Annotated in this window: 22 protein-coding genes; 9 read left to right on the forward strand and 13 right to left on the reverse strand. The window is 72.2% G+C overall.

The genetic code is table 11. The annotated features are described in order from the left end of the window. Positions 1-14 precede the first annotated feature (14 nt). Together DEJ35_RS16285 and DEJ35_RS16290 are read right to left on the reverse strand one after the other, a co-directional pair. Entirely contained in the window at positions 15-1,760 is a 1,746-nt protein-coding gene (locus DEJ35_RS16285) for a dihydroxyacetone kinase family protein (RefSeq protein ID WP_111193163.1), read from the reverse strand. Then, the gene (locus DEJ35_RS16290) at positions 1,757-3,175 is read right to left on the reverse strand and encodes an MFS transporter (protein WP_111193164.1); all 1,419 of its coding nucleotides are present in this window, start codon (positions 3,173-3,175) and stop codon (positions 1,757-1,759) included. Before DEJ35_RS16290 ends, DEJ35_RS16285 begins: the two co-directional genes overlap by 4 nt. A gap of 330 nt (positions 3,176-3,505) precedes the next feature. Here DEJ35_RS16290 and DEJ35_RS16295 point away from each other — a divergent pair, with 330 nt between their 5' ends. The 4 genes from DEJ35_RS16295 (at position 3,506) to DEJ35_RS16310 (ending at position 6,403) form a co-directional block, all read left to right on the forward strand. Beyond that, on the forward strand, positions 3,506-4,255 hold the full coding sequence (locus DEJ35_RS16295) for a FadR/GntR family transcriptional regulator (protein WP_111124416.1): 750 nt from the start codon (positions 3,506-3,508) through the stop codon (positions 4,253-4,255). Positions 4,256-4,393: 138 nt separating this feature from the next. Continuing rightward, positions 4,394-5,101 carry a bifunctional 2-polyprenyl-6-hydroxyphenol methylase/3-demethylubiquinol 3-O-methyltransferase UbiG gene (locus DEJ35_RS16300; protein WP_111193165.1) on the forward strand — a complete coding sequence of 236 codons (708 nt, stop codon included), beginning with the start codon at positions 4,394-4,396 and terminating at the stop codon, positions 5,099-5,101. Between the two features lie 10 nt (positions 5,102-5,111). Next, complete coding sequence (locus DEJ35_RS16305; RefSeq protein WP_111193166.1) at positions 5,112-5,921, forward strand: PmoA family protein; 810 nt, start codon at positions 5,112-5,114, stop codon at positions 5,919-5,921. Continuing rightward, positions 5,918-6,403, forward strand: coding sequence for a tetratricopeptide repeat protein (locus DEJ35_RS16310; RefSeq protein WP_110862841.1), 486 nt, complete (start codon positions 5,918-5,920; stop codon positions 6,401-6,403). The genes DEJ35_RS16305 and DEJ35_RS16310 overlap by 4 nt, the downstream gene beginning before the upstream one ends. Positions 6,404-6,409: 6 nt before the next feature. Here DEJ35_RS16310 and DEJ35_RS16315 read toward each other — a convergent pair whose 3' ends face one another. Further along, a complete protein-coding gene (locus DEJ35_RS16315; RefSeq protein ID WP_111193167.1) occupies positions 6,410-7,315 on the reverse strand; it encodes an AraC family transcriptional regulator in 906 nt (301 codons plus the stop codon). A 110-nt stretch (positions 7,316-7,425) separates the two neighbouring features. Here DEJ35_RS16315 and DEJ35_RS16320 point away from each other — a divergent pair, with 110 nt between their 5' ends. Further along, on the forward strand, positions 7,426-8,223 hold the full coding sequence (locus tag DEJ35_RS16320; protein ID WP_111193168.1) for an SDR family NAD(P)-dependent oxidoreductase: 798 nt from the start codon (positions 7,426-7,428) through the stop codon (positions 8,221-8,223). Positions 8,224-8,680: 457 nt separating this feature from the next. Here DEJ35_RS16320 and DEJ35_RS16325 read toward each other — a convergent pair whose 3' ends face one another. Beyond that, positions 8,681-10,093 (reverse strand): GAF domain-containing serine/threonine-protein kinase, encoded by a 1,413-nt coding sequence (locus tag DEJ35_RS16325; protein ID WP_111193169.1) that lies wholly within the window; start codon positions 10,091-10,093, stop codon positions 8,681-8,683. A 245-nt stretch (positions 10,094-10,338) separates the two neighbouring features. Here DEJ35_RS16325 and DEJ35_RS16330 point away from each other — a divergent pair, with 245 nt between their 5' ends. Continuing rightward, positions 10,339-10,758 carry a CBS domain-containing protein gene (locus tag DEJ35_RS16330; protein WP_111193170.1) on the forward strand — a complete coding sequence of 140 codons (420 nt, stop codon included), beginning with the start codon at positions 10,339-10,341 and terminating at the stop codon, positions 10,756-10,758. Positions 10,759-10,882: 124 nt separating this feature from the next. On the opposite strand, the gene DEJ35_RS16335 is transcribed toward DEJ35_RS16330, so the two are convergent. After that, on the reverse strand, positions 10,883-12,826 hold the full coding sequence (locus DEJ35_RS16335) for a family 43 glycosylhydrolase (protein ID WP_111193171.1): 1,944 nt from the start codon (positions 12,824-12,826) through the stop codon (positions 10,883-10,885). A gap of 104 nt (positions 12,827-12,930) precedes the next feature. On the opposite strand from DEJ35_RS16335, the gene DEJ35_RS16340 reads away from it, so the two are divergent. Continuing rightward, positions 12,931-13,536, forward strand: coding sequence for a dihydrofolate reductase family protein (locus DEJ35_RS16340; RefSeq protein ID WP_111193172.1), 606 nt, complete (start codon positions 12,931-12,933; stop codon positions 13,534-13,536). A gap of 12 nt (positions 13,537-13,548) precedes the next feature. Here DEJ35_RS16340 and DEJ35_RS16345 read toward each other — a convergent pair whose 3' ends face one another. From DEJ35_RS16345 to DEJ35_RS16355, 3 genes are all read right to left on the reverse strand, one after another. Beyond that, the gene (locus DEJ35_RS16345; RefSeq protein ID WP_110862836.1) at positions 13,549-14,043 is read right to left on the reverse strand and encodes a hypothetical protein; all 495 of its coding nucleotides are present in this window, start codon (positions 14,041-14,043) and stop codon (positions 13,549-13,551) included. A 94-nt stretch (positions 14,044-14,137) separates the two neighbouring features. Continuing rightward, positions 14,138-15,001, reverse strand: coding sequence for an ABC transporter permease (locus DEJ35_RS16350; protein WP_110862835.1), 864 nt, complete (start codon positions 14,999-15,001; stop codon positions 14,138-14,140). Then, the gene (locus DEJ35_RS16355) at positions 14,998-15,930 is read right to left on the reverse strand and encodes an ABC transporter ATP-binding protein (protein WP_071406056.1); all 933 of its coding nucleotides are present in this window, start codon (positions 15,928-15,930) and stop codon (positions 14,998-15,000) included. Before DEJ35_RS16355 ends, DEJ35_RS16350 begins: the two co-directional genes overlap by 4 nt. A gap of 269 nt (positions 15,931-16,199) precedes the next feature. On the opposite strand from DEJ35_RS16355, the gene DEJ35_RS16360 reads away from it, so the two are divergent. Next, entirely contained in the window at positions 16,200-16,748 is a 549-nt protein-coding gene (locus DEJ35_RS16360; protein ID WP_111193173.1) for a transcriptional regulator, read from the forward strand. After that, positions 16,745-17,974, forward strand: coding sequence for an MFS transporter (locus tag DEJ35_RS16365; RefSeq protein WP_111124410.1), 1,230 nt, complete (start codon positions 16,745-16,747; stop codon positions 17,972-17,974). The genes DEJ35_RS16360 and DEJ35_RS16365 overlap by 4 nt, the downstream gene beginning before the upstream one ends. On the opposite strand, the gene DEJ35_RS16370 is transcribed toward DEJ35_RS16365, so the two are convergent. From DEJ35_RS16370 to DEJ35_RS16390, 5 genes are read right to left on the reverse strand one after another with little or no spacing between them, the layout of a single operon-like run. After that, positions 17,975-18,832 carry a hypothetical protein gene (locus DEJ35_RS16370; RefSeq protein WP_146244824.1) on the reverse strand — a complete coding sequence of 286 codons (858 nt, stop codon included), beginning with the start codon at positions 18,830-18,832 and terminating at the stop codon, positions 17,975-17,977. 27 nt (positions 18,833-18,859) lie between these two features. Further along, the gene (locus DEJ35_RS16375) at positions 18,860-20,608 is read right to left on the reverse strand and encodes an AMP-binding protein (protein WP_111124408.1); all 1,749 of its coding nucleotides are present in this window, start codon (positions 20,606-20,608) and stop codon (positions 18,860-18,862) included. A 19-nt stretch (positions 20,609-20,627) separates the two neighbouring features. Further along, positions 20,628-21,278, reverse strand: coding sequence for an HAD family phosphatase (locus DEJ35_RS16380; protein WP_110862831.1), 651 nt, complete (start codon positions 21,276-21,278; stop codon positions 20,628-20,630). Continuing rightward, the gene (locus DEJ35_RS16385; RefSeq protein ID WP_111193175.1) at positions 21,275-21,946 is read right to left on the reverse strand and encodes an HAD-IA family hydrolase; all 672 of its coding nucleotides are present in this window, start codon (positions 21,944-21,946) and stop codon (positions 21,275-21,277) included. Before DEJ35_RS16385 ends, DEJ35_RS16380 begins: the two co-directional genes overlap by 4 nt. Then, positions 21,943-22,458, reverse strand: coding sequence for an N-acetyltransferase (locus tag DEJ35_RS16390; protein WP_110862829.1), 516 nt, complete (start codon positions 22,456-22,458; stop codon positions 21,943-21,945). Before DEJ35_RS16390 ends, DEJ35_RS16385 begins: the two co-directional genes overlap by 4 nt. Positions 22,459-22,628: the final 170 nt, after the last annotated feature.

Here is a 22,628-nt window from a genome sequence, read left to right on the forward strand (position 1 = left end):
TTTCGGGGTGGGGGTCAGGCGGGGACGTCGATGGTCGCCAGGACCGCGGCGGTGATGAGGGCGAAGGAGATCGCGCCGGCGTCCGGGGTACCGACGGCGTCCTCGCCGTGGGTGCGGGCGCGGCCCATCCGGGGCAACAGGTCCGCCGTGGCGTCCGCCGCGGTCTGTGCTGCGGCCGAGGCGGCCGACCAGGCGTCGACGATCCCGTCGCCCGCGGCGACCCGGGCCGAGAAGACCTGGTCGAACGGTACGAGTGCGTCGACCATCGTCTTGTCGCCGGGGACGGCCCCGAATGCCAGGACGGCTTCGGCGGCGGCGTGCACCGCGCTCTGGACGGTCGCGGGTGTCGGACGGGACTCGTCCCCGAGGACGCGACCCAGGGCCTCCAGGGCGGCGCCCCAGATCGCACCGGACGTCCCACCGGCCTTGTCGGACCAGGAATCTCCGGCGATCGCGAGGACCGAACCGGCGCCGGCGCCACGGACCGCGGCGTCCTGTGCCGCACGGTCGGCGGCGGTGGAGCCGCGCTGCATGCCGATGCCGTGGTCGCCGTCACCGGCGACGGCGTCGATGCGGCCGAGCTCGTCGGCGTGGTCGTCGATGGTGGCGCGGATCGCGGCGATCGCCCTCGCGACGCGGGCGGCCGAGGCCTGGGACTCCTCGCTGCCCGGCGTCACGGGCACGACCACGCCGGCTTCGAGCACCTCGACCGGCACCGGCTGCTGCGGGACGGCGCCGCCCTTGCGGTACGCGGGGGCGTCGGCGGGGGCGGCCCAGAGCTGCTCGAGTTCGTCGTCGAGCCAGAACAGGGTGAGCGAGACGCCCGCCATGTCGAAGCTCGTGACGAGTTCGCCGACCTCGGGCTCCACGATGACGATGCCGGCGTCGGTGAGCTTCCGCTGGACGGCGCCGAAGACGACGAAGAGCTCCTCGTACTTGACCGAACCGAGGCCGTTGAGGATCGGGACGACGCGGGGGGTGGCATCCGTCGTGGTGCCGTGTGTTGTGGTGCCGGTGCCGTCGGGTCGCTCGGTGAGCAGCTTGTCGACGAGCAGGTCGGCCAGGCCGTCCGCGGTGGGGACGTCGGCCTCGGCGATGCCGCGTTCGCCGTGGATGCCCATGCCGATGGCCATGCGCCCCTCGGGGACGGTGAAGAGCGGCTCGTCGGCGCCGGGCAGGGAGCAACCCGAGAACGCGACCCCGAAGCTGCGGGTGCGGTCGTTGGCCCGGGCCGCGATCGCGGTGACCGCGTCGAGGTCGTCGCCGCGTTCCGCGGCCGCGCCGGCCACCTTGAACACGCAGAGGTCCCCCGCGATGCCCCGGCGCTGGTGCGCCTGGTCGGCGGGCGCGGACGCGACGTCGTCGGTCACGCGGACCGTGCGGACGTCGATGCCCTGTGCCTCGAGTGCCCGTGCCGCCGCGTCGAAGTTGAGGACGTCACCCGCGTAGTTGCCGTAGCTCAGCAGCACGCCACCGCCGTGCTCGGACGCCTTCGCGACCGCGGTGACCTGCTGGGCACTCGGGCTGGCGAACAGGTTGCCCATCGCGGCACCGGCCGCCAGGCCGTGCCCGACGAGGCCGCCGAAGGCCGGGTAGTGGCCGGAGCCACCGCCGACGACGAGCGCGACGGTGCCCTCGGGGCTGGTGGTGGAGCGGGCGACACCGCCGTGCACCCTGCGGACCCGGGCGCGGTTGGCGGCGACGAAGCCGTCCACCATCTCGTCGGCGAAGTCCGCCGGGTCGTTGAACAGGCGGGTCATGCGCCGGCCTCCTTCGCGATGGCGGTCGGTCCGTCCGTGGCGGCGACCGCGGTGTCGGCTCCGGACGCCGCGGCGGCCGCTTCGTTGCGCTTCGTGTTCCGGCCGAGCACGAACATCAGCACGCTCGACAGCACCATGAAGAACCCGACGATGAACATCGGCACCTGGTACCCGCCGGTCCACTCGCTGACCGCACCGGTGATGTACGGGGCGGCGAACCCACCGAGGTTGCCGACGGTGTTGATGAGGGCGACCCCCGCGGCCGCGGCGGCACCGGACAGGAACTGCGTCGGGACCGTCCAGAAGTTCGGCAGGGCCGCGAAGATCGCACACGCGGTGATCGCGATGACCGCGACGGTCGCGGCCGGGCTGTTCATGTAGAGCGCGACCGGGATGCTCAGGCCACCGACAAGGGCCGGGACGGCGATGTGCCAGACCCGGACGCCACGACGGAAGGCGTCACGGGACCAGAAGTACAGGACCACCGCGGCCGGCACGTACGGGATGGCCGTGATGAGGCCCTTCTGGAACAGGTCGAACGTGGTGCCGAACTGCTCCTGGAAGCCGTCGATGATCGTCGGCAGGAAGAAGCTGAGCGCGTAGAGGCCGTAGATGAAGCCGAAGTACACCGCGGCGAGCATCCAGACGCGGCCGGAGCCGAAGGCTGCCCGCAGGCCGCCCTTGCCGTGACCGTCCCCGCCGCCCTTCGCGGCGCTCTCGGCAGCGAGCGTCGTCTCCAGCCAGACCTTCTCGTCCTCGTCGAGCCACTTCGCCTGCGACGGCTTGTCCTTGAGCACGAAGAGGCACAGGACGCCGACGATGATCGCCGGGATCGAGACGCACAGGAACATGAAGCGCCATCCGGCCAGGCCGCCGAGGATCCCCTCGTGGGTCATCAGCCAGCCGGCGAGCGGGGAACCGATGACGCTCGTGAGCGGCTGCGCCAGGTAGAACAGCGCGAGCATCTTGCCGCGGTGACGAGCCGGGACCCAGGTCGACAGGAACAGGATCGCGCCGGGGAAGAAGCCGGCCTCGGCGATGCCGAGCAGGAAGCGCAGGCCGACGAGCTGCGGGTAGTTCTGCACCCACGTGAAGAGCAGGGACACGATGCCCCACGTGATCATGATGCGGGCGAGCCAGATCCGAGCGCCGAACCTGTGCAGCGCCAGGTTGGACGGCACCTCGAGCACGAGGTAGCCGATGAAGAACACACCGGACGCGAACCCGAACTGGGCGGCGGTCAGGCCGAGGTCGGCCTCCATGCCGTTGGGGGCGGCGAAGGAGATCGCGGTGCGGTCGAGGAAGTTGATGAAGAACATCAGTGCCACGAACGGCACGATGCGGATCGCGATCTTGCGGATGGCCGTCTTCTCGACGACCGAGGTGGGGATGCCTCGCGTGGCGGGGATGTCCACGATGACTCCTGCTCGGTGGGGGTGGTACGACTCCCGTCCTGGCGGCTGCGCCGGGATGGTCCTGGCGGCTGCGCCGGGATGGTCCTGGCGGCTGGGCCGGGACGGTCCTGGCGGCTGCGCCGGGACGCTCCTGGCGGCTGGGCCGGGACGCTCCGTGCTGCTGCGAGGATCGAGAGCGGGCGCATCGGTGCGCCTGGTCCAGTCTGCGTCGCGGTCGGTCAACTTGTCAACCGGTTGACCATTTCACGCGCGCTGCTGCTTCCTCCGCGACGCCGGTCGCCTCGGCGCCGCTCCTGCCGCAACCGGTTGACCGACCGGTACGCTCACTGCATGCCCGCGTTCAGCCCGGACGACCCCCTCAACATCCGACTCGAACTCGAGTCCGTGCCCGTCGGGTCCCCCGCCTCGGTGGTCGCCCGACAGCTCGTCTCGCTGCTCACCGCCGGCGAGCTGGCCCCCGGTTCACGGCTGCCCTCGGAGCGGATCCTGTCCGAGCGGCTCGGCGTCGGACGCTCGGCCGTCCGTGAGGCCCTCGCCGCCCTCGAGATCCTGGGCATCGTGCAGATCCGCCCCGGCTCGGGCACCTACCTGCGAGGAGGCACCTCGGACCTGCTCCCGACGACCCTGTCGTGGGGGCTCATGCTGGCGTCGAACCGCACCCGCGAGCTGCTCGAGATCCGGTCCTCGCTGGAGCGCACGGCCGCGATCCTCGCCGCGCAGCGCGCCACCGACGAGCAGATCACCGAGCTCGGCGAGTACCTGGTCCGGCAGGAGGAGACCCTCGACGACCCGCAGACCTTCATCGACGCCGACGTCCGGTTCCACGTCCTGCTGGCGCGGGCCTCGGGCAACGACGTGCTCGCCGACCTGCTGCAGAGCCTGCGCTCGATGCTGAGCGTCTGGGTCGCGCGGCGCGTGCAGACCCGGCAAGCGACCGAGGCCGCGTTCCACGAGCACCGCGCCGTCTTCGAGGCCTTGCGCGCCCGCGACGTGTCCGCCGTGCAGCGCGCGATGGACGCCCACATGGCCACGGCGAGCGCCCGCATCGAGCACGCCGAGCCACTGCCCGCCGACGAGTAGCGGGCGGCGCGGCGCGGCGCGGCGCGCGCACGATCGGGGCGGACGGGAGGCCCGGGTCGCGCCCGCCCCGCAGGTTCGGTGTTGCCGGGTCGGCAACACCGCTTGGGTCCGGCCCGGCAGGTGCGCTGGAGTAGGTGCATGCACACCCACCACGACGGCTCCGCCGCCGGATCTGCCACCGATGCCATCGAGGCCACCGAGGCCACCGAGGCCCCCGCCGCACCGTCCGCTCGGGAATGGTGGGAGGCCCGCTACGCCGAGCGCGACGGCATCTGGTCCGGCCGGGTGAACGCCGTGCTCGCCTCGGTGACGTGGGGGCTGCCGGTGGGGCGAGCGCTCGACCTCGGCTGCGGCGAGGGCGGCGACGTGGTGTGGCTCGCCGAGCAGGGGTGGGACGTGACGGGCATCGATCTGTCCGTGACGGCGCTCCAGCGTGGTTCGCGCGCTGCCGTCGCCGCCGGGGTCGAGGACCGGACGGCGTTCGTCGCCGCGGACCTCGACCGGTGGGACACCGCCGCACGGTTCGACCTGCTGACGGCGTCGTTCCTGCAGTCGTGGCCGGTGGAGATCCCCCGAGCCGACATCCTGCGTCGGGCCGCCGGCTTCGTCGACGCCGGTGGGCACCTGCTCGTCACCGCACACGCCGCTCCCCCGCACGACGACCTGCCGCCCGAGCTGCGGGAGTACCGGTTCCCCTCGCCGGCCGACGACCTCGCCGCCCTGCAGCTCGACGACCGGTGGGACGTCCTGGTCGCCGAGGTCCGGCCGCGCACCGCGACGACGCCTGACGGGGACCCGCACGAGGTCCTCGACAGCGTCGTGCTCGCCCGACTGACGCGCGGGTAGCGTCGGTGGTGTGAGCACCGACGACGGCATCCGCGCACTCGTGGTGCACGGTGTCGAGGTCGCCGTCGAACGCAACGGCGCCGGCACGATCGCCACGTCGTCCCCTCGGCCGTACCTGCACCCGGTCCGGACCCTCGGTGGCACCGTCGTCAGCGCGCACCACCCCGGCGACCACGACTGGCACTGCGGCGTCGGCGTCGCGATCCCCGACGTCGACGGCGTGAACTGCTGGGGCGGCCGGACCTACGTCCAGGGGCTCGGCTACGTGTGGCGCGACGACCACGGCTCGGTGGAGGTCGTGCACGCCGAGCAGCACGACACGACGTCCACCGAGGCGCTCGTCTGGCGGGGCCCGAACCGCACGGTGGTCCTGCGCGAGGACCGCACCCTGCGCTGGCGCGCGGTCGAATCCGGGTGGGAGCTGTCCTGGTCGTCGTCGTTCCGCGCCCCCGGTGACTCCGCCGTGCACCTCGGTGGGCCGGGCAGCAACGGCCGGACCGGAGCGGGCTACGGCGGCTTCTTCTGGCGGTTCCCCGAGTGCACGGGGGTCCTCGTCCGGACCGCCGACGCCGAGGGCGAGACCGCCGCGCACGGCTCGATCGCACCCTGGATCACCTGGTCGGCGGTGTTCGACGGCGGGCCGGCGACGATCCGGATCGAGGCCGTCGACCACCACGACCCCTGGTTCGTCCGCGCCGAGGATTACCCCGCGATCGGCTCGGCCCTGGCGTGGGACACCCCCGCCGTCGTGCAGCCCGGCGCACCGCTGGTCCGCTCGTTCCGCGCGACGATCACCGACGGCGGTACGCTCGCCGGATGAGCACCGGAGACTGGGAGTCACGCGTCGCGGCGCTGTGGGACGACGACACGATCGACGACCAGCAGCGGATCGAGCGGATGCGCGACCTCGCCGCTGACGCTCCGCATCCCGCACTGGGCGCGTTCGAGCTCGGCGGCGCCTTCGACTCGGGCGGACACGAGGGCGATGCCGACGTGCAGTACGCCGCCGCGACCGCAGCCGGCCTGGACTCCGTCGACCCGGACCGCGCCGCCAGGATGGTCGTCCAGCACGCCTCGACGCTGCGGAACCTCGGCCGGATCGACGCGGCCATCGCGATGCTCCGCGACGCGCCGGGACACCCCGCCACCGGAGCGGCACCGAGGGTGTTCCTCGCGCTCGCACTGCACAGCGCGGGCCGCTCCGCCGAGGCACTGCGCGTCGCGATCGAGGCCGTCGAGCCGACGCTCCCCCGGTACCACCGGTCCGTCCGTGCCTACGCGGCGGCCCTCACCGAGGACTGACGCGCCTCAGGCGATCGCGACCTCACCCCGTGCGAGCAGTTCACGGGCCCGACCGGCGTCGGCAGCCGGTGGCCGGCCGTGCAGGGCGCGGTAGTCGCGCGAGAAGTGCGAGGCGCTCCGGTACCCCACCGCCGCCGCAGCCTGGGCGGCGGTGTCACCGAGCACGATCATCCGCCGCCGGGCCTCTCCGAGCCGCAGCCGCCGCAGGTACTGCACAGGGCTCATGCCGGTGACCTGCCGGAAGCGTGCGAACAGTGTCGACTCGCTCGTCCGGACCGCCGCGGCCAGGCCCGCCACCGACCACGGGTCCGCCAACCGGTCGGTGAGCAGGGCGGTGGCCGCTGCGACGACGTCGCCGTCCCGGTTGCCGATCGCGGCCAGGATGCGCGGTGCCTGGTCCGTCTGCAGCAGGCGGAGCACGACCTCGCGGGTGACGAGCGGGGCGAGGACGGCCATGTCCTCCGGAGCATCGAGCAGTCCGACGAGTCGGGAGAACGCGTCCGCCAGGGCCGGGGTCCAGCTGCCGAGTCGGCCTGGCGGCGCCTCGTCCTGGTGGGGGCGGGACATCGCCCTCGCGACCTCGGCCACCACCGCGGGGTAGAGCTGCCAGACGACCGCGACGAACCCCGCGGGCGGTTCGACCTCGACCACCCCGGCGATCACCGGCAGGTCGACGGGCGTGATGATGAAGCGGTCGCGACCCCAGAGCTGGTCGTCGTCGCCGACGATCGAGCGCTTCCGTCCGGCGAGGACCATCGACACCGACGGCGCGTAGCGCTGGTACCCGAGGTCGGTCGGACGGTCGACCCTCGCCAGGCGCAGTCCGAGCCGTGCGGCGCGCTCCGTGTCGTCGAGGTGGGCGAGGACGCTCTGCAGGGCACGGTCCAGCCGGTCCGAGGTGACGTCGTCCATGTGCCCATTCTGTCGAGGCATCCGACGCGAGGGGTGCCCGTGCAGGATCCGGCAAGCACTCCGGAGTCCTGGGCAATCACCACCGGGTCCGTCGGACCGAGCATCGGAGCATGCAGACCAACGAAGCACTCCTCGACTCCCTGACCACGGACGCCCGACTGGCTGGCCGCACCGCGCTGGTGACCGGCGCTTCGAGCGGCATCGGCGAAGCGGTCGCCCGTGTCCTCGCCGCTTCGGGCGCCAACGTCGGCGTCGCTGGCCGGGACCCGGGCCGCACCCAGGCCGTCGTGGACACCATCATCGCGGCTGGTGGAAGCGCGGTCGCCGTCGTCGGTGACCTGGGCGCCCGCCCCGATGTCGTCCGCGGTTTCGCCGCCCGCGCCACCGAGGCCCTCGGCGGCCGGGTCGACGTCCTCGTCAACAACGCCGGCGTCTACCCGGTCGGACCGACCGCACTACTCCCTGACGAGGACGCCGAGGCGCTCTGGGCCACGAACGTCCGCGCGCCGCACGTGCTGGTCGGAGCGCTGGCTCCTGCGATGGTCGAGCGCGGCTCGGGCATCATCGTGAACATCGGCTCGTGGATGTCCCGCGTCGGCGTCCCGTTCACGGCGCTCTACCCGGCGACGAAGGCCGCCGTCGAGCAACTGACCCGTGCCTGGGCAGCCGAGTTCGGACCGCACGGCGTCCGGGTGTCGACCGTGTCGCCCGGGGCCACCGCGACGCCGGGGAACGCCGACTCGCACGACGTCCTCGCGCAGATGACGGCGGGCACCCCTGCCGGAGCACCCGTCCGCCCCGTCGACGTCGCGTTCGCCGTGCGCTGGGTGGCCTCCGACGAGGCGACCTTCGTGCACGGCGGCACGATCGACGTGGACGGCGGCGTCGCCGCGACCCGCCTCGGCTGAGCCCTCCCCGCACGAGCGGGCGGAACACCCGGGTCGGCACGCGGAGGCACCCCGGCATTCCGCCCGCTCGGCACCGCCAGCCCACGCGAGCAAACCCCCACCACCACGAACGGGCGAAACACCCGGGTCGGCACGCGGAGGCACCCCGGCATTCCGCCCGCTCGGCACCCCCAGCCCACGTGAGCAAACCCCCACCACCACGAACGGGCGAAACACCCGCGTCGGCACGCGGAGGCACCCCGGCATTCCGCCCGCTCGGTAGGGGTCGGTCAGTCGGGCACCGGATCCCCGAGCGGTCACGACACACCGCTGGCAGGTGGTCGAGTGGCCAGGGACCGTCGCGCGGGAGCGCGCCAGGCGACCGGTCGTGACCGCTCGGCGGACGGCGTGCGCGCGGCGGTGGTCGCGACCACCGCACGGACGGGAGGCGCGGTGCGGGCTGGCACCGGGCCTCCCGTCAGGCGGTGTGGTCGCCGACCACCCGCGGGACCGGCAGCGAGTCGCTGGTCGTCCGGAGGGACTCCTGGCGGATCTCGAGCTGCGTGACGGCGAGCGCCGCCAGGTCGCGGAGGTTGGCGAGGTCGTCCTCGGTCGCCTGCCGCGGGCGGGTGTCGAGCACGGCGAGGGTCCCGATCGGCGCGCCGTCGTGCTTGACGAGCGGGACGCTGACGTAGAAGCGGATGCCGAGCGGGCCGGTGACCAGGGGGCTGTTGCGCATCTCGGGGTGCGCGGAGCCGTCCGGGATCACGACGGGGACGGGCACCGGCGCGAAGCCGTTGCGGAAGCTGATGCTCCGCGCCGCCTCGTCGACACCCTCGGCGATGTACGACTGGGACCACTCGCGGTCCTCGTCGAGCACCTCGACCAGGGCGATCGGGGCGTCGAAGAGCCGGGCCGCCATCGCCGTGGTGCGCTGCAGCGACTCGTCGGGCAGGGTGTCGAGGGTCGCCGGGCGGTCGCTCTCGGGGCGGGTCGGCACGGGGGCCGTCTCGTCCGTCGGCTCGACGACGTGGTCGGCCGTGGCGGTCTCGGCGATCACGACGTCGCGGAGCATCGTGACCAGCTCGGCGCCGAGGGGGCGGGCCGCGGGGTCCTGCGCGGTCATCGCACTGAGCAGGTGCTTCCAGTGCTCGGGCAGGGGCTCGGGCACCACGGGGTCGCGGGAGAGCCGGGCGACGGCGGACTCGACGAGCGAGCCCGGGAACTCGCGGCGGCGGGTGAAGCACTGCAGCAGCACGAGGCCGAGCGAGTAGACGTCGCTCGGCGGGCCCACCTCGCCCCCGCGCGCCTGCTCCGGGCTGAGGTACGCGGCGGTGCCGGTGGTCACGCCGTCGGCGGTCAGGCGTTCGACGCCGGCGGCGAGCGCGATGCCGAAGTCGGTCAGGCGAGCGCGGGCGCGGTCGGAACCGTTGCCGTAGTCGACGAGCAGGATGTTCGACGGCTTGATGTCGCGGTGCACGACGCCGTGAGCGTGGATGTAGTCGAGGGCCTCGGCCATGTCGTAGCCGATCTCGGCGATGTGCCGGGAGGCGAGCGGGCCGACGGCGAGGCGCTCCTCGAGGTCCTGCCCCACGACGAGCGACATCACGATGTAGCGCTGCTGCGTGCCGTCCTGCCCGGTGACGACACCGGCGTCGAGCAGGCTGACGAGGTTGTGGTGCTCGAGCGACGCCAGCACGCCGAGTTCGGCCTCTTGCCGGGCGATGTCGACGATGCCCGCGTGGAAGAGCTTGATCGCGACCGGGCGGTGCAGGCTCTCGTCCACACCCCGGTAGACGACGGACATGCCGCCCTGGCCGATCGCCTGCTCCAAGCGGTACCGACCGTCGAGCAGCGGCGCGCTCGCGTCGTGTTCCTCCGTCGGGATCATCCAACCCTCGTTCTCGGCTCCGGCACCAACGATGCATCTTCGCATCCCGACGGGTATCTCGTTCACCGGCGACGTTCTCCGGCTGAACGCGCGCCGTCGCGGCTCGCTCGACGGGACTCCGCACCGTGCAGGCAAGCCGTCCGCTGTCCGGACCGCGCGGACACCGACGGGGGCTGCGCCAGGGTTGATCCGGACCCGCGTACGCCGGAGAGCCGGACAGACCGATGACCCCGAGGAGGATCGACATGACCACTGCACGCGAGATCATGACCGAGGGCGCCGAGTGCGTCGGCGAGAACGACACACTCGTCGACGCGGCGAAGAAGATGGCCGACCTGGACGTCGGCGCCCTGCCGATCTGCGGCGAGGACGACCGGCTGAAGGGTGTCGTGACCGACCGCGACATCGTCGTCCTGTGCGTCGCGAAGGGTGGGAACCCCGGTGACTTCACCGTCGCGGACCTGGGGCTCGGCGAGGTCGTCACGATCGGTGCCGATGACGACGTCCGCGAGGCCCTCACCACCATGGAGCAGCACCAGGTGCGTCGCCTCCCCGTGATCGACGGGCACCGGCTGGTCGGGATGATCAGCCAGGCCGATGTCGCCCGGAAGCTCGAGGCGGCGGAGACCGGTGAGACGGTGAGCGCGATCTCCGAGGACTCCTGACCCGTCGGCCGAACAGGCAGCGGCGGCGGCCGGGAGTGGCGGGGCAAGACACCGGTGTTCGCGGGTCGAACACGCGCAGACCGCGGTTCAATCTGCGAACACCGGTGTTTTGGGCACGCGCGCCTCAGCGACGCGTCGCGACCGTGCTCACGCGGAGGTCCTCGAAGGTGCTGGTGAAGCCGGAGCCTCCGAGTGAGATGAGCCCGACGCGGGGCGTATCGCCGAGGTCCGCCGTCCAGGTCCCGCCTCGGACGAAGTGCCGCCCGTCCAGACTGGTGTACGCCGTGTACCGGTCCTCACCCCGGACCTCGCGGTGGACGATCCGGAGCGTGGTGGTGTCCCCGACCGGACCGACGACCATGTTCCCGTAGCTCGGCGCCCCGGCCGGTTGCCCGGACACCTGCTTGCCGAACTCGGTCTGGCGCGTGTTGAAGATCGAGTTCGAGGTGAGCCGGACGTAGTTGCCGTCGTCGCCCCAGACGATCAGGCCGCCCTGCACGTAGTTCAGGCCGTCGCCGGTCGTCGGGGTGTCCACACCGACCGTGGTCTGGAGCACGTAGTCCCCACGGGGCGCCGGTTCGGACAGCACCGATGCGAGCGGCGTCGCAGGCGGGTGGATGTCGGCGTCCTGCGTCTGCCAGCGGAACGTGCCGTCGGCGACGGTCCACGTGGACGGGTCCGGCTCACGCGTCCAGGCGAGCCGGGCAGGCAGCGCTCCGGGCTCCGCTCCCGGCTGCGCGGCACCGTCGAACGAGGTCGACAGCGCGCGGATCGTCCGACCGGGCACGTCGACCGGGGCGGTGGACGCCCGGTACGTCGGTCGTTGGCCCGGCTGCGCCACCGGCCCCGGCTGCACCGTGTCGGACGGGCCGGCACCACCGCGGACGACCGGCCAGCCGCCCTGCCAGTCGAGCGGGTCGATCAGCGCCGGCCGCTTCGTGTAGGTCGGCTGCCCCGCGTAGTACGGGTCGTTGCGGTCGGCCGCGTGGTAGATGATCCAGTCCTGGCCGGCGAAGTCGGTGACCACGGTGTTGTGGCCGGTCCCGACCCACCGGTTGCCGTTCTGCGCGAGCAGGGGCGTGCCACCGACCCGGGTGCTCGTGATCGCCACACCGTCGCGGTCCGTGAACGGTCCGAGCGGGCTGCGTGACCGGGCGACGAAGACGCCGTAGCCGGTCAGGGCGCCGTTGCAGCAGTTCGTGGCGGAGCCCATGAAGTACCACCAGCCGCCGTGCCGCATCAGGTACGCGCCTTCGTAGCGGTTGTCGATGGCGATCTGCCGCTCGGTCGACGGGTCGGAGCGCAGGCCGTCCGCGCTGAGCCGCCGGACGTTCACGCCGCCGAAGTAGCTGCCGAAGTACAGGTAGGTCGTGCCGCCGTCCGTGATGACCTCGGGGTCGAACGCCCACCGCGCTCCGTCCCCGTTCGGTGCGGTCTGCGGTGCCACGACGGGGCCGCCGGAGTCCTTCCACGGACCCGTCGGGCTCGAGCTCGTCGCCACCCCGACCGCGGAGCCGCCGCCGGTCGGCCCCGTCGCCGACGGGGTGTCCGAAGCCGCGTAGTAGAGGTACCAGGTGCCCGCCCGGCCGCGGTCGCCGGCGCGGTACACGACGTCCGGCGCCCAGATCCCGTTCGCGTCGCCCACCCAGTCGGGCTTCGTCGGGAACGCGTCGTTCACGTACGTCCAGTGGGTCAGGTCGGTCGACCGGTAGGTGGGCACCGCGTGCTGCACGAGGGACCCGTCCGGGTTCTGCTCCGTCGCGGTGAGCGCGTCGGTGGTGCAGTACAGGTACCAGTTGCGGTCGCGTCCGGCTCCGTGGATCACGGTCGGGTCCGCGCAGCTCGCCGCCGTCTGCCCGTCGGGCAGGCTGAGCGCGACCGGGTTCTGGTGGCTGGGTGCAGCACGGCCCTGCCGGCTGGCGGCACTCGACGCCACGGTCGTGGTGGTGGTCGCCCGGGTGGTTCCGCCCGGCACCGCGGACGCATCCGCTGGTCCGGCCTGGAGGCCCGTGGTCGCGACGCCGAGGAACGTCACGACGGCGAGGAGTGCGGTGGACGATCGGCGCATGCCTGACCTGCTCTCGTCGTTGAGGGAGGTACTGCTGGAGGGACTGCGGGTGTCGACGGGCGACGTCCGCGAGCGTACGCTCGGCTCGACGAAGGAGTCATGCCATGCCCGCGAGGTTCGTCTACTGGATCAACGCCTCGGTCGACGGCTTCGTCGAACGCGCGCCCGGCGAGCACGACGGCCTGGACGGACCCGACTGGATGCGGATCGACGAGCCGCTGCACCGCGAGTTCAACGCCCGGGCGGCGGCCATGACCCTGTCCGTCGAGGGACGGGTCGTGCGCGACATGATGGACCCGTTCTGGCCCGACGCCCGGCACGACGAGTCGATGCCGCAGTACCTGCGCGAGTACGGCGAGATCTGGACCGCGCAGCCGAAGGTCCTGGTGTCCCGCACCCGGACCACCGCCGACCACGACACCCGGGTCATCGGTGGCGACGGCGACGCGATCGCCGAGCTGGCCGCGATCCGCGCCGCCGGCGAAGGCGACATCGGTGTGGGTGGGCCGAGCATCGCGAGTCAGCTGCTCGATGCCGGGCTGCTCGACGAGGTCATGCTCTTCACGCACCCGTCGGTGCTCGGTGCCGGCCGGCCGCTGTTCGATCCGCCGCTCTCGGGGCACCGGCCGCTCGTGCAGCTCGACCTGCTCGAGCAGCAGCGGTACGACAACGGCGTCACCCTGCACCGGTACGACGTCCGGCGGTCCTGAGCGCTCGCTCGGTCAGTCCTCGGCGGGCTCTGCGCCGATCACGCGGACGTTCCAGGCGCTGTCCCGGTCGCTGTCGAACCCGTTGAAGGAGATGCTGTCGACGTCGGCACGCCAGGTTCGCCGCAGGTCGATGCGTTGCTCTCCGTCGCCGCAGGGCATCGACTCGGTGATGTGGTTCCGCGACGTGCTCCCGGAGACGACCATGACGGAACCGCTCATGTGCCCGTCACCGAAGCACGAGAACTCGAGGTGGTCGACCGTTTCCGGGTGCGCGAACGTGATCGTGATGCCACGGTCGATCTCGTCGTCGTTCCCCGTCGCGCTCTGCCCGGCGGATTCCGGGGCGTACATCGCACCGAGGTCCCGGTCCGAGTCCGAGTCGGTGGCCATCTGCCGCTTCTCCCAGGCGTGCAGCGCAGCCTCGTCGACGGGCGGCGGCCCGGCGCAGCCGGCCAGCAGGAACACGCCCGCGATCGCGGGCAGGAGCAGGGCGGGAACGGAACGCACGCTGTGAGCCTACTGACGCTGTGGACCCGCACCGCGAACGACGGGAGGCGCGGCGCCGGCTGGCACCGCGCCTCCCGGCCGTGGGGTGGTCGCGTCAGACGTCGCGACGGCGCGCGAGCGTCAGGGCGAGGCCACCGATGACCAGGACCTCGGCGGCGAGGACGCCGAAGCCACCCCAGCCGTTCAGCACGACTCCGCCGTCGTCGGCGGGGCTCGCGCCGTCGTACGAGTAGGCGTAGAGCTGGCCACCGGCCATGTCCGGCAGGAACGCCGCGATGTTCGTCGGCCACTCGACGTTCATCAGCCCGGCCATCAGGTTCAGCACCACCGGCAGGACCAGCAGGATGCCGAGCGTGATCGCGATGCCACCGGCGCTCGACCGGACGAGCAGGCCGATGCCGTAGGCGAGCAGTGCCAGCAGGGTCAGGAAGACCGACGAGCCGAGGATCGGCAGGAACACCGACGGGTCACCGATCTCCGGCTCGACACCGTTGCCCGCCAGCAGCGGGAGCGAGATGAGGACGCCGATCCAGGTGGCGACGGCGCTGACCACGAACGTCGTGACGGCGAGGACGGTGGCCTTCGCCAGGATCACGCCGGTGCGACGCGGGTCGGCCGTGAAGGTCGAGCGGACCTGGCCCGTGCCGTACTCACCGGTGATGATGAGGACGCCGAGCACACCGACGACGAGCGACGAGAGCAGGACGCCGACGGTGTTGGCGTTCACGACGGTGCCGTTGGCGATGTCCGTCGGCAGGTCCTGGCCGCCGCTGTTCGTGTTCGCTCCGACGAGCGCAGCCATGCCGATGGTGACGACGACCAGGATCGCGTAGCACCAGAACGTGGACCGGATGCTGCGGAGCTTGATCCACTCGCTCCGCACCAGGTGCGGGAAGGACAGTTTGGTGGAGCCGTGCATCCGGGTCGACGGCGTGGTGGGCGAGGTGGTGGCGCTCATCGGGTGCCCTCCGATCGGTACTCGACGTCGTCGCGGGTGAGGGCCATGTAGGCCTCTTCCAGGCTCGCGCCGGTCGGGGTGAGTTCGTGCAGGGGGACGCCGGCCTGCGCGGCGATGTTGCCGACCGTCGGCGCGTCGGGGCCGACGACGAGGAACGAGCCGTCCTCGCGCTGGGTGACCGCGGCGTTCGGGCCGATCGCGTTGAACAAGCCGTTCGGGTCCGGGGTGCGGACGATGACGCGGCTGACCGCGGCATCGGTGCCGGCAGCGGCGCCACCACCGGCGACGAACTCGGCGATCGGGGCGTCGGCGAGGACCTTGCCCCGGCCGAGCACGACCACGCGGTCGGCGGTCTGTGCCATCTCGCTCATCAGGTGGCTGGAGAGGAACACCGTGCGGCCGTCGGCGGCCATCCGGCGGGCGAGCTGTCGTACCCACACGACGCCGTCGGGGTCGAGGCCGTTCACGGGCTCGTCGAGGATCAGGGTCTTCGGGTCACCGAGCAGTGCGGCAGCGATTCCCAGGCGCTGCCCCATGCCGAGCGAGAACCCGCCGACCCGCTTCTTCGCGACGGAGTCGAGGCCGGTCATGTCGATGACCTCGTGCACGCGGGACTTCGGGATGCCGTGGGTCGCCGCGAGGGAGAGCAGGTGGTTGTAGGCGCTGCGCCCCGAGTGGACGGCCTTCGCCTCGAGCAGGGCGCCGACCTGCCGGAGCGGGTCGCGGAAGCTCGTGTAGGGCTGGCCGTTCACGGTGGCGCTGCCCGACGTGGGCCGGTCGAGCCCCATGATCATGCGCATCGTGGTGGACTTCCCGGCGCCGTTGGGCCCGAGGAAGCCGGTCACACTGCCGGGACGCACCACGAAGGAGACGTCGTCCACGGCGGTCTTCGGACCGTACTGTTTGGTGAGATGGCTGACTTCGATCACGGCCTCGACGCTACGGGAGGGGCCGTCGGCGCCGCGTCCGCCGTTGGGGGGAGATGCGTGCTCCCACAGGGTGACGCGGGGCTGACGCGGACGCGGGCGGGTCGCGCTGGTTTTCGCGCGTCGCGCGCGGGCTTTCGCGCTAGGCGACAGTTCACGCGCGCGGCGGGCCGTGAACTGTCGCTGGACGCGAAAGGTCGGCGCGCAGATCGGTCCGGACAACCCCCAAAGGCCCGTTTGACGGTACCTCCCGGTCAGGAGAGCATTGCCGCATGTCCAGCCTCCAGTCCCTCCGGGCGACCGCCCACCCGATCCGGCTCCGCCTGCTGTCGCTGGTGACGAGCACCGCGATGAGCGCCGCCGAGGCCGCACGGGAGCTCGGTCTCTCACAGGCCACCGCGAGTTACCACCTGCGCGTGCTCGAACGGGCCGGACTGGTCGCCGTCGTCGAAGTCCTCCGACTCCGGGGCGGTGAGGCGAAGCGGTACCGGCACGAGTCGTCGGCACGACCGTTCGACCCCGACGGCCGATCCGGCGATGGTGGCGACGACGGTGGCGCGGACGACGTCTCGGTCGAGGACCAGTTCGTGTACGTCGAGGCCCAGGTCGAGGAACTCCGTCGACGGGTGCGACAGCGGACCACGGGGCCCGGCGTTTCCACCGACGCCGAACTGTGGGTCGGCCCCGAGACGTGGCGCCGGGTGGTGCACCACGTCGGCCAGGCATCCGCCCTGCTCCACGCAGCGGCGCAGCGCCCCCGCACTCCGGGCACCGTTCCGGTGTCGATGACCGTCTCGATGTTCCCGATGCGGCGGCCGTGAACACGCCGACCACGGGCGTCCTCGGCCACGCACCGTTCCGTTGGCTGCTCGCCGCCCGCACGGTGAGCATCCTCGGCAACGCCGTCGCCCCGATCGCGCTGGCGTTCGCCGTCCTCGACCTCAGCGGCTCGCCCGTCGACCTCGGCCTCGTCGTGGCAGCACGCTCGGTCGCGAACGTCGCCGTCCTGCTGTTCGGCGGGGTCATCGCCGACCGTCTCCCCCGTGACGTCGTGCTCGTCGTCACGTCGCTCGGTGCTGCTCTGACGCAGGGCGCTGTCGCCGTGCTGGTCCTGACGGGCACCGCCACCGTCCCGCTCCTCGTCGTCCTGAGCATCCTGAACGGTGCGGTCGCCGCGGTCAGCCTGCCGACGACCGCTGCCATGGTCCCCGAGACCGTGCCCGAGGCGCTGCTCCGCCCCGCGAACGCCGTGATCCGGTTGAGCATCAACGCCGGCACCATCGTCGGGGCCTCCGCCGGCGCCGGCATGGTGGCGCTCGTCGGCGCCGGGTGGGGTTTGGCGGTGGACGCCGCCGGCTTCGCCGTCGCTGCAGCCCTGTACGCACGGATCCGACTGCCGCGTCGCCCGTCCGTCGCACCGGCCGACCGTCCGTCGGTGATCGCGGACATCCGGGAGGGATGGGTCGAGTTCTCGGGACGACGCTGGGTCTGGACCGTGGTCGCCCAGTTCGCGGTGCTCAATGCCGCCTTCGTCGGCGCGACGACCGTGCTGGGTCCGGTGGTCGCGGACACTTCGTTCGGCAGGGCGGGTTGGGGGCTCGTCGTCGCGGCGCAGACCGTCGGTCTGGCGCTCGGAGCGCTGATCGCGCTGCGGTGGCGGCCACGGCACGCCCTCGGCATCGGCGTCGCCCTGATGGCCGTGACCGCCCTCCCCGTCCTGGCGCTCGCTGTCGCACCGGCCCTGCCGACCCTGCTCGTCGCGTTCGCCCTGGGCGGGGTGGCCATCGAACTGTTCGCGATCGCCTGGGACCACGCGCTGCAGTCGAACGTCCCCCGGGCCGTGCTGTCGCGGGTCTACTCGTACGACATGGTCGGGTCGTTCGTCGCCGTCCCGCTCGGCGAGGCCCTGGTGGGACCGCTGGCGCACGCGGTCGGGACGCCCACGACCCTGATCGGTTGTGCCGTCGTCATCGTCGTCGCCACCGTGGTCGCCGCGTCCACGCAGAGTGTCCGGCGTGTGAGCACCGAGGTGACCCTGCCGGTCTGATCAGCCCGGGGAGGCGTCCGCGGTGACCTCGTACGCCTCGAACCGGGCGTCGGCGAGGACCGCGTCGACGAGCGACCGTGACCCGGCGACGATCGTCGAGTCCCAGTCGATCTCGGTGGCGAGCACCCACTCGCGCCCCTCGGGCCAGAGCATCTGCGGGGTGTGCCCGAAGTCGACGTACATGCCGACGCGGGCGTCGTCCGTCCAGGACGGGTCGCTGAGCTGCGGCAGGGACATGGAGAGCAGGAAGCACTCGCGGGCCGGCCACAGGAAGCGCGGACTCGCAAGCGACTCCCGGAGCGCAGCCTGCTCCCGCCGGTGCTGCGCCTGCATCCGGGCCATGTGCTCCTGCATCTCGGCGCGCTCGGCTGCCGTCGGTTCGCCCTCGCCCTGCCACCCGAAGCCCATCGTCGAGCTCCCGTTCAGGTCGCCCCACCCGTCCCAGATCGCCCCGACCAGGTCGTCCGGGGTCGACGTCGCCTCGGCGAGGAGCCCGGTGAGCGCGGCGAGTTGCGTCGGCTCGTACCAGCCCGTTTCGGGCGGATGGACGATCCAGCCGTCCTCGAAGGACAGGTCCGACTCGTCGTCCCGACCGCTGAGCGTCTGCCACGACACGAGGGGGTCGATCGTCCGACGGGTGCGCTCGGCGACGTCGGCCCAGCGCCACTCGGCCGACTCGAGGACCGGGTGCTCGTCGTACTCGTCCACGGTCGTGCGGTCTTCGCGATCCGCTCGGAGCGGGTGCAGGATCCGGACGTACGCTTCGAAGCCGGTGCCCGCGACGCCGCCGAAGGTGGCGAACGCGCCGGCCCGGGCCAGCAACCAGTCGCCGCGGGAGACGTCCTTGATCAATTCCACAGGCCGAGCCTAGGGTGCCCGTGCGGGTCAGCTCGCCTGCGGGCGGGGAACGCGGAGGCCGGGGAACTCGTCGTCCCGCCACTCCCCCTCGGCGCGCGTGCCGTTGCTCACCGACTGCTCCTCGCGCTCCCGCAGCTCCACGCGGCGGATCTTACCCGAGATGGTCTTCGGGAGCGCGGCGAACTCGACCCGGCGGACGCGCGCGTAGGCGGGGAGCGCCGTGCGCGCGTACTCCAGGACCTGCCTGGCGGTGTCGGCCGACGCCTCCCATCCGGTGGCCAACGTGACGTACGCCTTGACGACGTTGAGACGGGCGTCGTCGGGGGCCGGGACGACCGCGCTCTCGGCCACGGCCGGGTGCTCCAGCAGCGCACTCTCCACCTCGAACGGCGACACCTTGTAGTCGGAGGACTTGAACACGTCGTCGGTGCGGCCGATGAAGGTCAGCTCGCCGTCGGCGTCGCGGACGGCGATGTCGCCGGTGTGGAAGAAGCCGTCGCGCATCGACGAGGCCGTGCGGTCGGGGTCGCCGAGGTACTCGGCCATCAGGTTGACGGGCCGCTCGGTGAGGTCGAGGCAGACCTCGCCCTCGTCGCCCGGTTCACCGGACACGGGGTCGAGCAGCGTCACGGTCACGCCGGGGAGCGGCTTGCCCATCGCGCCGGGCGTCACGGCGGCACCCGGGGCGTTGCCGATGATCGCGGTGGTCTCGGTCTGCCCGTAGCCGTCGCGGATGGTCAGCCCCCACGCCGTGGCGACACGGTCGATGACCTCGGGGTTGAGCGGCTCGCCGGCCGAGATGAGCTCGCGGAGCGCCCGTGGCCGCGCACCGAGGTCGGACTGCAGCATCATCCGCCACGCGGTCGGCGGCGCGCAGAACGTGTTGACCTCGGCCCGCTCGAGCTGCGCGAGGAGTGCAGCGGGGTCGAAGCGCGCCGTGTTGTGGATGAACACGGTGGCCTCGGCGATCCACGGCGCGAAGAAGCAGCTCCAGGCGTGCTTGCCCCATCCGGGCGAGCTGATCGTCAGGTGCACGTCACCGGGCCGGACGCCGAGCCAGTACATCGTGCTGAGGTGCCCGACCGGGTACGACGTCTGGGTGTGCACGACCATCTTCGGCTTCGACGTCGTGCCGGACGTGAAGTAGACCAGGCACGGGTCGGTCGTGCGGGTGACGACGTCGGGACGGACCTCGTCGGTGGGAGCGGGGTCGCCCAGGTCGCTCGGGTACTCCGTCCACCCGTCAGCGGGACCGCCGATGACGATCCGCGTGAAGGACCCGCGGACGTCGTCGTACTTGTGCGTCTCGCCCCGGTTCGTGACGACGTGCGCCACCGAGCCCCGGTCGACGCGGTCCTGCAGGTCGGCGGTGTCGAGCATCGTCGACGTCGGCAGGATGACCGCACCGAGCTTGATCACGGCGAGCATCGTCTCCCAGAGCTCGAGCTGGTTGCCGAGCATGACGAGGACGTGGTCGCCCTGCTGCACGCCGAATCCGTGCAGGCGCGCGGCGAGCCGATCGGACCGTGCGGCCATCTCCCCGTAGCTCAGCCGCTGCTCACGACCGTCCTCCTCGACGATCCAGAGCGCGGTGCGGCTGTTGTCGGTCGCGATGACGTCGAACCAGTCGGTCGCCCAGTTGAACGTGTCGCCGACGTCCGGCCAGCGGAACCCGGCGCGTGCCGCTTCGGGAGAATCCGCGGCGAGGAGCTGGTCGCGGGCGGCACGGTACGCGGCGGTCGGGTTCACATCAGGCACGGACCGATCATGCCGCATCCCGCTCGGAGCCGATCGATCAGGCGAGTTCCCGGAGCCAGCGGTCGAGCCAGGGAATGATGCGCGAGAGGTCGTCCGCGTCTATCGCGTCACTCGCGGCCGCACGGGCCGCCGGACCCGCGTTGAGCGCCAACGCACTGGGGAGCGCCTGGAAGAGCGGGATGTCCGAGCGGCTGTCGCCGATGGCGCAGCAGTGTCCGAGCGGCACACCGAGGTCGCGAGCGAGCGCGAGCGCCCGGTCCCGCTTGTCGAACTCGTCGAAGTGCTCGGCGACGGTGCCGTCGTGGGCGCCACCGTGCTCCCCCACGCGTGGCCCGCCGTTCGGGACGAACCCGAACCGCCGCGCGAGGGAACGGGTCACGGGCTGCCACGCGAGCGACGCGAGCACGGGTTCGACGTCGTGGGCACGGCACCACGCGACGACGGTCTCGGTTCCGGGTAGCACCGGGAGGTCGTCGAGCCACCGGTCGATCGTCGCCGTGGTCGTGCCGCGCCACCCGAGTGCGTCGACCTCACTGACCTGCTGGTTGGTGAGATCGCCGTCGGCGTAGCGGAGTTCGGCGTCGTCGAGCGCGTCCTGGTGCCCGAACCGGGCGGCCAGGAAGCTGCTGCTGGAGCCGGGGCCGACGAGGGTTCCGTCGACGTCGAAGAACACGATGCCGACGGTCACTGCCGACCGCTCCCCCGCACGACCGCATCGAGCACCCGGATCGTCTCGTCGGTGTCGACGTGCAGGTGCGCCCCGATGCCGAGCGCACGTGCGGCCTCGATGTTCTCGGGCACGTCGTCCACGAAGAACACCTCGTCCGGATCCGCCCCGAGGCGCTCGAGGGTGATCCGGAACGCCTCGGCATCGGGCTTGTTCACACCGATCTCGTGGGAGTAGCAGATCGGGTCGAACACCGCCGAGAACCGGAAGCGCCGCTCTTCTTCCTCTCGGGCGCCGTCGCCCGAGTTCGACAGGATCGCGAGGCCGATCGTGCCCCGGAGTCCGGCGAGGAAGTCGTACAACGGCTGGTTCAGGGTTCCGCAGTAAGCGTCCCAGAAGTCGGCCCGTATGACGGCGAGCTGGTCGGCCGACAACCCGAGCGCCGAGCCGATCGCGCCCCAGTACCGGTCGACGACGCCAATCTGACGGGAGGCATCGGGCAGGTCGGCCGCGACGAGGCGATCGGAGAAGTCGTCCGTCGTCATCCCGAGACGCTCGGCCCACCGCGCCCGGAAGCGTCCGGGCCAGGCGGCGTCGTCGACGAGTTCGAGCACGCCACCGACATCGAGCAGCAGCCACCGCACGACGGGCCCGGCAGCCCCGGCAGCTCCGTCCGTCCCGCCGCTCACAGCGATCCCCGTAGCTGCCGGATCATCTCGACCTCGAGTTCGCTCGGATCGAGCACGTACGCCTCGGTCGCACCCGTGGGCTCGTAGCCACGCCGGGCGTAGAAGGCCTGCGCACGGGTGTTCGCCTGGTGCACGTGCAGCCGCAGAGCCGATCCGTGCGCTGCCGCCCAGGCCTCGATCTCGTCGAGCAATCCATCGGCGACACCGGCGGCACGCCCTCGGTGCGACGGTGCGACGTAGACGCCGACCAGGAGCGGCCCGACCCGGGGGCCGGGTACGAACACCCCCATCGTCCCGAGCCACCGGCCGTCGGCGCCGATCGCGGCGAGGGTCGTCCCGCCGACGTCGTGCTCACGGCGGCCGCGTCGACGCCAGTCACGCTCCTGCATCCGCTCCGCGTCGGCGAGCCGCTCCCCGTACGCCTTCGGGGTGTCCCGGAGCATCTCCAGCCGCAGTGCCCGGACGGACTCCCAGTCGTCCTCGGTCGTCGGTCGGATCGTCGTTCCCCGCATGACCCGAGCCTAGGGGTGGCAGGCCCGGAGAACTCGTCCCAATCCGACTGGCGGACGACGCCGAATCACCTGCAACGACCGGGAAACACCCGGAGCGCTCACCAGCCGCACATCGCTGGTTCTCCACCCCACCGAGGGTGTGTTCGGCGCGCACACAGCAGCCGCGCCGA

The organism is Curtobacterium sp. MCPF17_051, from assembly GCF_003234595.1.
Classification (GTDB): Bacteria; Actinomycetota; Actinomycetes; order Actinomycetales; family Microbacteriaceae; genus Curtobacterium; species Curtobacterium flaccumfaciens.

Bases quoted from the DNA above. Each gene is read 5' to 3' on its own strand.
- DEJ35_RS16320 (WP_111193168.1), top strand. From the start codon at position 7,426: ATGCAGACCAACGAAGCACTCCTCGACTCCCTGACCACGGACGCCCGA.
- DEJ35_RS16360 (WP_111193173.1), top strand. From the start codon at position 16,200: ATGTCCAGCCTCCAGTCCCTCCGGGCGACCGCCCACCCGATCCGGCTC.
- DEJ35_RS16375 (WP_111124408.1), bottom strand. From the start codon at position 20,608: ATGCGGCATGATCGGTCCGTGCCTGATGTGAACCCGACCGCCGCGTAC.
- DEJ35_RS16325 (WP_111193169.1), bottom strand. From the start codon at position 10,093: ATGATCCCGACGGAGGAACACGACGCGAGCGCGCCGCTGCTCGACGGT.
- DEJ35_RS16310 (WP_110862841.1), top strand. From the start codon at position 5,918: ATGAGCACCGGAGACTGGGAGTCACGCGTCGCGGCGCTGTGGGACGAC.
- DEJ35_RS16295 (WP_111124416.1), top strand. From the start codon at position 3,506: ATGCCCGCGTTCAGCCCGGACGACCCCCTCAACATCCGACTCGAACTC.
- DEJ35_RS16315 (WP_111193167.1), bottom strand. From the start codon at position 7,315: ATGGACGACGTCACCTCGGACCGGCTGGACCGTGCCCTGCAGAGCGTC.
- DEJ35_RS16335 (WP_111193171.1), bottom strand. From the start codon at position 12,826: ATGCGCCGATCGTCCACCGCACTCCTCGCCGTCGTGACGTTCCTCGGC.
- DEJ35_RS16300 (WP_111193165.1), top strand. From the start codon at position 4,394: ATGCACACCCACCACGACGGCTCCGCCGCCGGATCTGCCACCGATGCC.
- DEJ35_RS16330 (WP_111193170.1), top strand. From the start codon at position 10,339: ATGACCACTGCACGCGAGATCATGACCGAGGGCGCCGAGTGCGTCGGC.
- DEJ35_RS16285 (WP_111193163.1), bottom strand. From the start codon at position 1,760: ATGACCCGCCTGTTCAACGACCCGGCGGACTTCGCCGACGAGATGGTG.
- DEJ35_RS16340 (WP_111193172.1), top strand. From the start codon at position 12,931: ATGCCCGCGAGGTTCGTCTACTGGATCAACGCCTCGGTCGACGGCTTC.
- DEJ35_RS16390 (WP_110862829.1), bottom strand. From the start codon at position 22,458: ATGCGGGGAACGACGATCCGACCGACGACCGAGGACGACTGGGAGTCC.
- DEJ35_RS16350 (WP_110862835.1), bottom strand. From the start codon at position 15,001: ATGAGCGCCACCACCTCGCCCACCACGCCGTCGACCCGGATGCACGGC.